A 12209-nucleotide genomic window follows, 5' to 3' on the forward strand; every position below is an offset into this window, starting at 1 on the left:
AGATTGGCCGAACTTTCGTGACTGCCCGTGGTCACCGACGGGAGGTCAGGAGAGCGACGCCCTCGGGCAGCGGGGGCAGGCCGCCGAGGGTGCACAGCAGCTGGGTCCAGGCCTCGAGGTGCGGGGCGAGGTCCTCGTCGACCGGGGTCCAGGACGCCCGGACCTCCATCTCCACGGTCGTGGCCTCCTCCGCCAGCTCGCCGAACCGCTCGCTCACCACGTGGGTGACGGTGCCGGCCAGGGCGCTCGCGCGGGCCCCGGCATCGGCGAGGGCGTCCTCGAGCCAGGCCCACCCGACCGCACCTAGGGCAGGATCACCGGCCAGCTCCGTCTCCAGCCGGGCCTTGGCGAAGGTGACGACCCGCCACTGCCCCTCCCACTGGTCGGGGGCGGAGGGGTCGTGCAGGACCACGAACCGCCCCGAGGCCACTTCCTCGTCCGTGCGCCGGTCGGGCACGACGTCGGCGGCCAGCGCGAACGAGTACGGGGCAAGCCGCCCCGGCGCGGGCACCTCCTCGACCAGCACCTCGGGGCGGCGGCGGGCATCGCGCAGCCGGGTGAGCACCGCGTCGAACCGGCGCGCGCTCTCGTCCGTCAGGGATCGGTCGGGCACCTCCCGAGGCTATGCGGGGGGCCGCCCGCGGACGCGGCGGCGCGCCGACCGACCGGTCCGCCGTGCGAGGATCGTCCGCGTGGACACCCCTGCAGCCAGCCCGGTCCCCCCGACCGCCCGGGAGAGCCTCCTCGTGCGCGCCGCCCGCCGCCGCCCCGTGCCCCGCCCGCCGGTGTGGTTCATGCGCCAGGCCGGCCGCTCCCTGCCCGAGTACCGCGCGGTCCGCGAGGGCACGACGATGTTCGAGGCCTGCCGCAACCCCGACCTCACCACCGAGATCACCCTGCAGCCCGTGCGTCGTCACCACGTCGACGCGGCGATCTTCTTCAGCGACATCGTCGTGCCGCTGGCGGCGGTCGGGGTCGACGTGGACCTCGTCGCCGGCGTCGGTCCGGTCATGGCCGAGCCCTTCCGCGGCCGCGCCGACCTGGACCGCGTCCCGGAGCTCGACCCCGAGATGGTGCCCTACGTCACCCAGGCGGTCCGCCAGACCGTCACGGCGCTCGGCGAGACCCCGCTCATCGGCTTCGCCGGTGCACCGTTCACGCTGGCGTCATACCTCGTCGAGGGCGGGCCGTCCAAGAACCACGAGCGCACCAAGGCGCTGATGCACGCCGACCCCCGGCTGTGGCACGACCTGTGCGCCCGCCTCGCGCAGATCTCCGGGACCTTCCTGCGGGTCCAGGCAGAGGCGGGAGCCTCCGCGATCCAGCTGTTCGACTCCTGGGTGGGGGCGCTGCCGCGCCGCACCTACGAGGCCCAGGTGCAGGAGCACTCGGCCGCGGCGCTGCACATGGTGGCCGAGGCCACGGACGTGCCACGCATCCACTTCGGCGTGGGGACCGGCGAGCTCCTCCCGGCCATGGGCGCAGCCGGGGCGGACGTCGTGGGCGTGGACTACCGCGTCAACCTCCTCGACGCCTCGGAGCGGCTCGGGCCGGGCTACGCCGTTCAGGGCAACCTCGACCCGGCCCTGCTCTTCGCCCCCTGGGAGGCCCTCGAGGCCGAGGTGCGCCGCATCGTCGACGAGGGACGCCAGGCTCCGGGTCACATCTTCAACCTCGGCCACGGTGTGCTGCCCAGCACGGATCCCACCGTCATCACCCGCGTCGTCGAGCTGGTCCACGAGCTGGGCCGGTAGCATGGGGGCTCGCGCCAGGCCCCACCGGCCGCCGCTCACGACCCGTCCCGCCCGACGGCCCCCCACCGGGCCGCCCCGACAGATGGTTGCCGCATGACCGTAGTCAAGATCGTCCTCGAGGTGCTGCTCGTCCTGGGCGGCCTCTTCCTGACCCTGCTGATCCTGCTTCACAAGGGCAAGGGCGGCGGCATGTCCGACATGTTCGGGGGTGGGGTGTCCAACACCCTCGGCGGGTCCAGCGTGGCCGAGCGCAACCTCGACCGCTTCACGATCGCCGTCGCCGTCGTGTGGTTCTCGTGCGTCGTCGCGCTGGGGCTGATCCAGCGTTTCAGCGGCTGACGCAGCCGCTCACCGGAGCAGGCGGCCCGAGGGGGGAGCCGCCCTCCCACCCACTTGCGGGCACCTGGGCCCGCCCCGGTCCTGCAACCAGTCGGGACCGGTAGCTCGAGGAGAAACCATGTCGGGTGGTAACGCCATCAGGGGCAGCCGCATCGGAGCGGGCCCCATGGGAGAGGCGGAGCGCGGGGAGTCCGCACCGCGCCTGGCCATCAGCTACTACTGCGCCCGCGGTCACGAGACCCGCCCGGCGTTCTCGCAGGAGGCCGGGGCCGACCTCCCCGCCGAGTGGGACTGCCAGCGGTGCGGGCTCCCCGCGGGGCTCGATCCCGACGACCCGCCCGCACCACCGCGCACGGAGCCTTACAAGACCCACCTCGCCTACGTCAAGGAGCGACGCAGCGACGCCGACGGCCAGGCCCTGCTGGACGAGGCGCTCGCGGGCCTGCGGCAGCGCGGGCTGATCCAGTAGGCACCGCCCGACGGGTCCCCCCCCGACCTGCCCCGTCGCGGTCACGTCAGGGCAGGTCGCCGGCCGCCGCCTCGTCGACCAGCCACAGCGTGCGGCGCCGCCCGCGGACACCGGCGGCCGGGGCCTCGTGCACGTCCGCGCCGCCGGTGGCCGCCGCCACGGCCTCGGCCTTGTCCTCGCCCGCGACCAGCAGCCACACCTCGTCGGCGGTGCACAGCGCGGGCATGGTCAGCGACAGGCGCGCCGGCGGCGGCTTGGGGGAGTCCGTCTCGGGCACGACCGTGCGGTCGGTCACGTCCAGCGTCGCCTTGCCCGGAAACAGGCTGGCGACGTGCGCGTCCGGGCCGACGCCCAGCATGACGACGTCGAAGGCCGGCACGTCGACGCCGTCCGGTCCCCGCCGCGCGGACCCGGCGGCCACCCGCGCCAGCTCGGCGGCATAGCGCTCCGCCGCGGCGGCGATGTCGCCGCCCTCGGCGTCGTCGGTGGCGGGCAGCTCGTGGACGTTGGCAGGGTCGAGCCCGAGGGCGGCCATCCGCCCCAGGCCCGCCTCGCGCGCCTGCGTTGCGTTGCGGTCCGCGGACTCGCGCTCGACATACCGCTCGTCCCCCCACCACAGGTGCACGAGCTCCCAGGCGACCGCGGGCGCGGCGGGGGAGTCGACGAGCGCCTCCACGAGGGCGTTGCCCATCGACCCGCCGGTGAGGACGACGTGCGCCTCGCCGTGCTCCGCCTGGACGTCCGTGATGGTGGTGACGAGGCGGGCGGCGACGGCGGCCGCGAGGGTCGTCTTGTCGCGGTGGACGATCACCTGCGCGCTCATGAGGATGCCTTCTTGGCGGCCGACTTCGTCGTGCCGGTCTGCTTCTTGGTCGACGCCTTCTTGGTGGTGGACTTCTTGGTCGACGCCTTCTTGGTGGAGGTCTTCTCGGCCCCCTGCTGCGCGGTCGCCGCCCTGTCCGCACCCGGGTCGCCCTGACCGACGGTCGGTCCGTCGGAGACCCGGCTGCCGACACGCTTCTGCCTCTCGGCGCGACGCCCGACCTCGCCATCCGGTGCCTTGTCCGTGGCCACCACCTCGTCGCGATCGGTGTCGACGGTCACCATGTCGCTGGACGTCTGGCGGGACCGCTGGCCCGCACGACGCGCCATCAGCCGGGACTCGTCGGGCGAGGGTGCCTTGCCGGCCCGGACCAGGGCGCTGGCCAGCGAGGACCGGTCGGTGACGCGTCGCAGCCCCTCGACCAGGGCGAGCTCGTAGACCTCGTCGGGGTCGAGCCGTCGCAGCTCGTCGGTCAGGCACTCGGCGTCGGACCGCCGCGTGAGCCCCACCCGGCGGACGGGCTGCTCGGGATGGGAGAGCGTGGCGATGGTGGTCCCCTCGGGACGGACCAGGTCCAGCGGCCCGGAGGGCCGATCGAGGCGGACGCTGATCAGGCCCGACCCCTGGGGGCTACGGCCGCGAGTGACCGGCACGTCGAGCGCCCCGGCCAGCCAGCCCGCGAGCAGGTCGGTGGCCGAGGAGTCGATGCCACCGACCACGACCGCGCTGGTCACCGGCTCGTAGGGCTGCTGGTCGAGGGCCGCCGCCAGCAGGGCGCGCCACAAGGTGATCCGGGACCACGCGAGGTCCGTGTCGCCCGGCGCGTAGTTCTTGGCCCGCCTCTTCAGCTCGGCGTGGGGGTTCTTGGCGACGGCGGAGTCGTTGATGCGCCGCTGGCACATCGCGCCGACGGGGTCGCTCGCGAGGTCGACGGGCGCGTCGCCCGGCCACCAGCCGACCACGGGGGAGTCCGGCAGCAGCAGCGGCAGCACCAGCGCGGCGCCGTGGTCGTTGACCTCGCCGTACAGCCGCATCACGACCACCTCGGAGGCGCCCGCGTCGCCCCCGATCCGGATCTGTCCGTCGACGCGGCTCGACCCCCGGCGGTTGCCGTGGACGAGCGCGACCACGCGACAGGGGTGCATGTGCGAGGACTCCACGGCGGCCTCGATGGCCTCCTCGGCGCGATCCTCGTCGACCACGATGATCAGCGTGAGCACCCGGCCGAGGGCCATGGCGCCGCTGTCGTTGCGGATCTGGACAAGCTTCTTGGTCAGGGCCGAGGTCGAAGTCTTGGGCAGGTCGATGATCACGGCATCCTCCACTCGCGGCCGTCACGGGCCATCATCTCGTCGGCGCTGGCCGGGCCCCAGGTCCCGCTGGGGTACGGATCGGGGCGGCCGTTCGCGGCCCAGTACTCCTCGACCGGGTCGAGGATGCGCCACGACAGCTCGACCTCCTCGTTGCGGGGGAACATCGACGGCGCCCCCAGCAGCACGTCCAGGATCAGCCGCTCGTAGGCCTCCGGCGACTTCTCCGTGAAGGAGTTGCCGTAGGTGAAGTCCATCGTGACGTCGCGGACCTCCATCTGCGCGCCCGGCACCTTGGACCCGAAGCGGAGGGTGATGCCCTCGTCCGGCTGGACGCGGATGACGATGGCGTTCTGCCCCAGCTCCTCGGTCTCGGTGTCATCGAACGGCAGGTGGGGGGCCTTCTTGAAGACCACGGCGATCTCGGTGACCCGCTTGCCGAGCCGCTTGCCGGTGCGCAGGTAGAAGGGAACACCGGCCCAGCGGCGCGTGTCCACCTCGACCTTCATGGCCGCGTAGGTCTCGGTCGTCGAGCCGGGCTTCATGCCCTCCTCGTCCAGGAAGCCCACGACCTTCTCGCTGCCCTGCCAGCCCTCGGCGTACTGCCCGCGGGCCGTCGAGGCGGCGAGGTCGTCGGGCAGCCGCACCGACGCAAGGACCTTCTCCTTCTCGGCCCGCAGGTGCTGGGCCGTGAACGCGGTGGGCTCCTCCATCGCCGTCAGCGCGAGCAGCTGCAGCAGGTGGTTCTGGATGACGTCGCGGGCCGCGCCGATCCCGTCGTAGTAGCTCGCCCGACCGGCCACGCCGATGTCCTCGGCCATCGTGATCTGCACGTGGTCGATGTGGTGGGAGTTCCAGACCGGCTCGAACAGCTCGTTGGCGAAGCGCAGGGCCAGGAGGTTCTGGACGGTCTCCTTGCCGAGATAGTGGTCGATGCGAAAGACCGAGTCGGGGGCGAACACGCCCTCGACGATGTCGTTGAGCTCGCGCGCCGACTCCAGGTCGTGCCCGAAGGGCTTCTCGATGACGACGCGGCGCCACTGACCGGGCTCGGCCGTCGCGAGCCCGCTGCGCTCGAGCTGCTGGCAGACCTGGCCGAAGAAGCCCGGCGGGATCGACAGGTAGAACGCGGTGTTGCCGCCGGTGCCGCGGTCGCGCTCGAGCTGGTGCACCGTCTCGGCGAGCAGGTCGAAGGCCTCGTCGTCGTCGAAGGTGCCGGGCACGAACCGGATCCCCTCGGCGAGCGACTTCCACGTGGACTCGCGGAAGGGGGTGCGCGCGTGCTCCTTGACGGCGTCGTGCACGATCTGGCCGAAGTCCTGGTCGGCCCAGTCCCGCCGCGCGAAGCCGATGAGCGAGAAGCCCGGGGGCAGCAGCCCGCGGTTGGCGAGGTCGTAGATCGCCGGCATGACCTTCTTGCGGGACAGGTCGCCGGTCACGCCGAACAGCACCAGGGCGCAGGGGCCGGCGATGTTGGGCAGGCGCTTGTCCCGGACATCCCTGAGCGGGTTGTGGTCGGCGGTCACTGGGGTGGGGCTCAACTGGTCTCTCCCGTCGGCTGGGTGCGTGCGGCCGTATGTCGTGGCCGACCCGCCGCCTCGTGGGTGGAGGCGGCGGGCCGCGTCACGGTCAGTGCTTGTCGAGCTCTGCCTGGACCGTCTCGAGGAGCTCGGTCCAGGACTTCTCGAACTTCTCGACGCCCTCGCGCTCGAGCTGCTCGACCACCTCGACGTACGAGATGCCTTGCCGCTCCAGGGCGTCCATCACCGCGTCGGACTCGTCGTAGGTGCCGGTGATGGTGTCGCCGGTGATCTCGCCGTGGTCCGCCGCCGCGTCGAGCGTCTTCTCCGGCATGGTGTTGACGGTCTGCGGGGCGACGAGCTCGTCGACATACATCGTGTCCTGGTAGGCCGGGTCCTTGACCCCGGTGGAGGCCCAGAGCGGGCGCTGGACGTGCGCCCCGTCGTCCGCGAGGTTGGCCCAGCGCGGCGTGCCGAACTGCTCCTGCCAGGCCTGGTAGGCCAGGCGGGCGTTGGCCAGGCCGGCCTTGCCCTTGAGGGCAGTGGCCTCGTCCGTGCCGACCTCGTCGAGGCGCTTGTCGACCTCGGTGTCCACGCGGGACACGAAGAAGGACGCCACCGAGTGGATCTGCGACAGGTCCTTGCCCGCCTCGCGCGCCTGCTCGACACCGGTCATGAAGGCGTTCATCACGGCGCGGTAGCGGTCGAGGCTGAAGATGAGCGTCACGTTGACCGAGATCCCCTCGGCCAGGACCCGGCTGATGGCCGGCAGGCCCTCGACCGTGGCGGGGATCTTGATCATGACGTTGGGGCGGTCGACCGCGGCAGACAGCTCCTTGGCCACCTGCACGGTGCGCTCGGTGTCGTGCGCCAGCCGGGGGTCGACCTCGATGGAGACCCGTCCGTCGACGCCGTCGGTCCGGTCGTAGACCGGGCGCATGATGTCGCACGCGTCCCGCACGTCCGTGGTGGTGAGGGCAAAGACCGCGCGCTCGACATCGGCGCCCTCGGCCTTGAGCTCCGTGACCTGCGGGGTGTACTTCTCACCCTTGGCCAGGGCCGACGCAAAGATCGAGGGGTTCGTGGTGACTCCCACGACGCCCTTGGTGTCGACGACCTCCTGGAGGTTGCCGGTGGAGATGCGCTCGCGTGACAGGTCGTCCAGCCAGATGGAGACGCCTGCGGCCGCGAGGGCCTCGAGGTTCTTGCTCGTCATGCGATCACTTGCCTTCCTGGCGCTCGGCCGGGGCGGAGGACTCGAAGCCCGGGTCCTTGGAGGCGTAACCGGGTGCGGTGTCGCCGGGGGTGGGGTCGCCGGACTCGGCGACCGACGCCTTGGCGGCCTCGACGACGGCCTCCGGCGTGAAGCCGAACTCGCTGAACAGCGTCTTGGCGTCCGCCGACGCGCCGAAGTGGTCGATCCCGATGATCCGGCCGGCGTCGCCGACGTAGTCGCGCCAGCCCATCGTGGAGCCGGCCTCGATGCTGACGCGGGCCCGGACGGCCTTGGGCAGCACCTGCTCGCGGTAGGCCTCGTCCTGCTGGGCGAACCACTCCTGGCAAGGCATCGACACGACGCGCGTGGCGACGCCCTGGGCCTCGAGCAGCTCGGCGCCGGCCATGGCGACCGAGACCTCGGAGCCCGTCGCCATCACGATGACGTCGGGTGTCTGCTTGCTGGCCTCGACCAGGACGTAGGCCCCCCTGGCCACCTGCTCGACCGAGGTCGAGGCGGGGTCGAGGATCGGCAGCGCCTGGCGCGACAGGGCGATGCCCGTCGGGTTGCCGTGGCGGGTCAGGATCGTCTGCCACGCGTGGGCGGTCTCGTTGGCGTCGGCGGGACGGACGACGTCCAGGCCCGGGATCGCGCGCAGCGAGGCGAGGTGCTCGATCGGCTGGTGGGTGGGTCCGTCCTCGCCGAGACCGATGGAGTCGTGCGTCCACACAAAGATCGAGTCGGCCTCCTGGATCGCCGCCAGACGCACCGCCGGGCGCATGTAGTCCGAGAACACGAGGAAGGTGCCGCCGTAGGGCCGGGTGAGCCCCTCGAGGGCGATGCCGTTGACGATCATGCCCATGGCGTTCTCGCGGACCCCGAAGTGCAGGGTGCGCCCGTAGGGGCCGCCCTGCCACTCGGAGGTCTGGCGGTCCTCCGGCACGAAGGAGGGCTGCCCGCCCATCGTCGTGTTGTTGGACTCGGCGAGGTCGGCGGAGCCGCCCCACAGCTCGGGGAGGACGTCGGCGAGGGCGGTGAGCACCTTGCCGGACGCGGCGCGCGTCGCCAGCCCCTTGTCGTCCGGCTCGAAGGTCGGGAAGGCCTCGGCGTAGCCGTCGGGGACCTCGTGGGCCCGGACGCGGTCGAGGAGCGCGGCGCCCTCGGGGTTGGCCGAGCGCCACGCCTCGTAGCGCTCGTCCCAGCCCTTGCGCAGCTCGGCGCCACGGTCGCGCACCGAGCGCACGTGGGCGAGGACCTCGTCGGAGACGTCGAAGGTCTTGTCGGGGTCGAACCCGAGCAAGGACTTCATCCCCTTGATCTCGTCGTCGCCGAGCGCGGAGCCGTGAGACTTGCCGGTGCCCTGCTTGGTGGGGGCGGGCCAGGCGATCACGGTGCGCAGCACGATGAAGGTCGGCTTGTCGAGGACCGTGCGGCCCTGCTCGATCGCGGCATAGAGGGCGTCGACGTCCTCGACGTAGTCCTCGTCGCGCACGCCGTGCTTGGTGCGCCACTCGACCACGCGCACGTCCCAGCCGTAGGCCTCGTAGCGTGCCGCTACGTCCTCGGAGAAGGACACGTCGGTGTCGTCCTCAATGGAGATCTGGTTCTGGTCGTAGATCAGCGTGAGGTTGCCGAGCCGCTGGGTGGCCGCGAGGGAGCTGGCCTCGCTGGCGACGCCCTCCATCATGCAGCCGTCGCCGGCGATGCAGTAGACGTCGTGGTCGAAGACGCTCTCGCCCGGGGCGGCCGCGGGGTCGAAGAGCCCGCGCTGGCGTCGTTGCGCCATCGCCATACCGACCGCGGTCGCGACCCCCGACCCCAGCGGGCCGGTGGTGAGGTCGACGCCCTCGGTGTGGTGGACCTCGGGGTGGCCGGGGGTCTTGGACCCCCACGTGCGCAGCGCCTCGATGTCCTCGAGCTCGAGGAGCCCGGAGTAGTAGAGCTGGATGTACTGCGTCAGGCTCGAGTGCCCCGCCGACAGGACGAAGCGGTCGCGACCCAACCAGTGCGGGTCCGAGGGGTCATGACGCATGACCTTCTGGTAGAGCAGGTACGCCGCGGGGGCGAGGCTGATCGCGGTCCCGGGGTGCCCGTTGCCGGTCTTCTGCACGGCGTCCGCCGCCAGGGTGCGGACGGTGTCGACGGCGCGGACGTCCACGTCGCTCCAGCCGACCTGCTCGGCGACGGGGTCGGACACCTGTCGGCCGTGGGCCTTGGGGGTGATGCTCACGTGGTCACACTTCCTTCGTGGTCGGAGTCACATCGAGCCTATCGACTTCTACCCACCCCTCATGACCTTGATCCGGCGCGGGCACCATCCCGGGCGAGGCGTGGGGGAGGTCATACCGCGAGTACCGGCGTGCCGCGTCGCACGGCGTCGCCGGCCCACGCGGGACGGGATAGGATCGGGAGGCCTGTCCGCAAACCCCGCCGATGGCGAGCCCGCTCGACCACCCACCGGCCCGGTCCGGACCCCGCCCGACGACCGAAGGACACCGTGACAGCCTCGCAGCCGCGCACCGCGCCTGATCGGACCGGTGCCCCGTCGTCGCGCTTCAGCTACACCGTCAAGAACTACATGGCGCTGACGAAGCCGCGCATCATCGAGCTGCTCCTCGTCACGACCTTCCCCGTCATGTTCCTCGCGCAGCGCGGTCTGCCGGACTTCTGGCTGGTGGTCAGCACCCTGGTCGGCGGCTCGCTGTCCGCCGGCGCGGCCAACACGCTCAACTGCTACCTCGACCGGGACATCGACCGCCTCATGGCGCGCACGCAGAACCGCCCGCTCGTGACGGGCGAGATCTCGCCATCGGCGGCGATGCGCTTCGGGATCGTCCTCACCGTCGTGTCGACGTTGTGGCTCGGGTTCTTCGTCAACTGGCTCTCGGCCGTCCTGTCGGTCAGCGCGATCCTGCTCTACGTCGTCTTCTACACCCTCGTGCTCAAGCGCCGGACCTCGCAGAACATCGTCTGGGGCGGCGTCGCCGGGTGCATGCCGGTCCTCATCGGGTGGGCGGCCGTCACGGAGTCGATCTCGTGGACGCCGGTCGTGCTCTTCCTGTGGATCTTCTTCTGGACGCCGCCGCACTACTGGCCGCTGTCGATGCGGTTCAAGGACCAGTACGCCGCGGCGGGCATCCCCATGCTCCCCGTGCTCAAGCAGGACACCTCGGTCGCTCGCCAGATCGTCGCGTACGCCTGGGCGACCGCGCTGATCTCACTGGTGCTGGTGCCGGTGGCCGGCATGGGCTGGATCTACCTGGTCACCGCGATCCTCTCGGGCGGGCTCTTCCTCCTCGAGGCCTACAGGCTGCTGGGTCGCGCCCAGGACCCCGCCAACGCCACGACGGCCTCGCTCAAGCCCATGCGTCTGTTCCACTACTCGATCACCTACGTGACGCTGCTGTTCATGGCCGTGGCGATCGACCCCCTCGTGCACCTCCCCCTCTGACCTACCGGGGGTAAGGGCATCAGCCGGGCATCGTTCCCCAGGTCGATGATCCCGCCCCCGGTAGGAGCATCAGCCGGGCATCGTCCGCCAGGTCGATGATTCCGCCCCCGGTAGGAGCATCAGCCGGGCATCGTTCCCCAGGTCGATGATCCCGCCCCCGGTAGGAGCATCAGCCGGGCATCGTTCACCAGGTCGATGATCCCGCCCCCGGCGAGTCTGCAGGCCGTATGCCGACCGCCCGCCGTCAGGATGCCGCGCTGCTCGGGCTCGGCGAGCAGGTCCGGTGCGCGAGCGCCCGTCAGCGGCGGCGCGCGGTGAGCACGCCCTGCGTCAGCAGGACGGTGAAGAGCGCCGAGAGCAGCAGGTGGACGGCCACCACCGCGATGGGCCGACCGGTGAAGTACTGCACATAACCCACCAGGCCCTGCAGCAGCGAGAGCGCCAGCGTCCAGTCCCAGGCGCGGCGGAAGGGGGCGGGCACCTCGACCAGGCGGGATGCCACGACCAGGGCGACGGCCAGGCCGAGGAAGAGCATCACGGAGTCGGCGTGGAGCCAGCTCGTGGCGTGAGGGTCGAAGCCGAAGCGGACGTTCTCGTCCTTGTCACCGCTGTGGGGGCCGGAGCCGGTGACGGCGGTGCCCAGCACGCAGACGACGCCACCCACGGCCGCGGCGGCCCACGCCAGACGCTGGACCACCGTCGGCACGGCGCGCTGGGGGGCGTCGTCCCCCTCGCGGTAGCGGTAGAGCAGGTAGGTCGCGTTGGCCACCAGGAACAGCGAGATCAGGAAGTGCGGGGACACGGTGCGCGGGTCAAGCCGGGCGAGGACGATGATCCCGCCCACGACCGCCTGCACCAGCACGAACAGCAGCGGCACCGCGCACGCGTAGACGAACCGGCGACGGGATCGCCAGAACCGCCTCGCGGCGAGCACGAGAACCCACGCGGCGATCACGACGAGCACCGGAGACATCAGGCGGTTGCCGAACTCGATGAACTTGTGGAAACCCTCGGTCTGCTCGCCGGTGGGGACGAGCGACCCCGGCGTGCACTCAGGCCAGGTGGGGCACCCGAGACCCGACCCCGTCAGGCGGACGAGGCCACCGGTGAGGATGATCGCGACGTTGCCGACGAGGTTGGCCACGAGGGCGATCCACATCCAGTCCCGGGCCCCGCGCGGGGGCGTCACGACGTCCGCGGGGGAGTGGGTCGGTGCGCCGGGGGTGGTCGAGGTGCTCACCAGGACAGCCTAGTGCGCGCGTGCACAAGCGCCGGCACCCACCCCGGCGAGCAGCGCGGCACCAGGGCGCCAGGGCGACAGGTCAAG

The 12209-nt window shown here is 71.8% G+C and carries 11 protein-coding genes; 4 read left to right on the forward strand and 7 right to left on the reverse strand.

The features are described from left to right. Window positions 1-31 precede the first annotated feature (31 nt). Window positions 32-613, reverse strand: coding sequence for a DUF3000 domain-containing protein (locus tag ACF3NS_RS11470; protein WP_392466164.1), 582 nt, complete (start codon window positions 611-613; stop codon window positions 32-34). A 79-nt stretch (window positions 614-692) separates the two neighbouring features. On the opposite strand from ACF3NS_RS11470, the gene hemE reads away from it, so the two are divergent. The 3 genes from hemE to ACF3NS_RS11485 all read left to right on the forward strand — a co-directional run bounded on the left by hemE (window position 693) and on the right by ACF3NS_RS11485 (window position 2562). After that, entirely contained in the window at window positions 693-1754 is a 1062-nt protein-coding gene (gene hemE, locus ACF3NS_RS11475) for a uroporphyrinogen decarboxylase (protein WP_289032836.1), read from the forward strand. A 93-nt stretch (window positions 1755-1847) separates the two neighbouring features. Next, on the forward strand, window positions 1848-2093 hold the full coding sequence (gene secG / locus ACF3NS_RS11480; protein WP_154594174.1) for a preprotein translocase subunit SecG: 246 nt from the start codon (window positions 1848-1850) through the stop codon (window positions 2091-2093). Between the two features lie 118 nt (window positions 2094-2211). Further along, window positions 2212-2562 carry an RNA polymerase-binding protein RbpA gene (locus tag ACF3NS_RS11485; RefSeq protein WP_392466166.1) on the forward strand — a complete coding sequence of 117 codons (351 nt, stop codon included), beginning with the start codon at window positions 2212-2214 and terminating at the stop codon, window positions 2560-2562. Window positions 2563-2608: 46 nt separating this feature from the next. On the opposite strand, the gene pgl is transcribed toward ACF3NS_RS11485, so the two are convergent. The 5 genes from pgl to tkt form a co-directional block, all read right to left on the reverse strand. Then, complete coding sequence (pgl, locus tag ACF3NS_RS11490; RefSeq protein ID WP_392466168.1) at window positions 2609-3385, reverse strand: 6-phosphogluconolactonase; 777 nt, start codon at window positions 3383-3385, stop codon at window positions 2609-2611. Beyond that, window positions 3382-4698: a glucose-6-phosphate dehydrogenase assembly protein OpcA gene (locus ACF3NS_RS11495; RefSeq protein WP_392466170.1), complete on the reverse strand. Its 1317-nt coding sequence runs from the start codon at window positions 4696-4698 to the stop codon at window positions 3382-3384. The genes pgl and ACF3NS_RS11495 overlap by 4 nt, the downstream gene beginning before the upstream one ends. After that, window positions 4695-6236, reverse strand: coding sequence for a glucose-6-phosphate dehydrogenase (zwf, locus tag ACF3NS_RS11500; RefSeq protein ID WP_154594177.1), 1542 nt, complete (start codon window positions 6234-6236; stop codon window positions 4695-4697). The genes ACF3NS_RS11495 and zwf overlap by 4 nt, the downstream gene beginning before the upstream one ends. Before the next feature lie 88 nt (window positions 6237-6324). Further along, window positions 6325-7431, reverse strand: coding sequence for a transaldolase (gene tal, locus ACF3NS_RS11505; RefSeq protein ID WP_154594178.1), 1107 nt, complete (start codon window positions 7429-7431; stop codon window positions 6325-6327). A 4-nt stretch (window positions 7432-7435) separates the two neighbouring features. Further along, the gene (tkt, locus tag ACF3NS_RS11510) at window positions 7436-9661 is read right to left on the reverse strand and encodes a transketolase (protein ID WP_311966690.1); all 2226 of its coding nucleotides are present in this window, start codon (window positions 9659-9661) and stop codon (window positions 7436-7438) included. A gap of 267 nt (window positions 9662-9928) precedes the next feature. On the opposite strand from tkt, the gene ACF3NS_RS11515 reads away from it, so the two are divergent. Continuing rightward, window positions 9929-10882: a heme o synthase gene (locus ACF3NS_RS11515; protein WP_392466171.1), complete on the forward strand. Its 954-nt coding sequence runs from the start codon at window positions 9929-9931 to the stop codon at window positions 10880-10882. Window positions 10883-11180: 298 nt separating this feature from the next. Here ACF3NS_RS11515 and ACF3NS_RS11520 read toward each other — a convergent pair whose 3' ends face one another. Then, window positions 11181-12122: a heme A synthase gene (locus ACF3NS_RS11520; RefSeq protein WP_392466173.1), complete on the reverse strand. Its 942-nt coding sequence runs from the start codon at window positions 12120-12122 to the stop codon at window positions 11181-11183. Window positions 12123-12209 lie beyond the last annotated feature (87 nt).

The sequence above is a fragment of the Arsenicicoccus cauae genome, assembly GCF_043162025.1.
Classification (GTDB): Bacteria; Actinomycetota; Actinomycetes; order Actinomycetales; family Dermatophilaceae; genus Arsenicicoccus; species Arsenicicoccus cauae.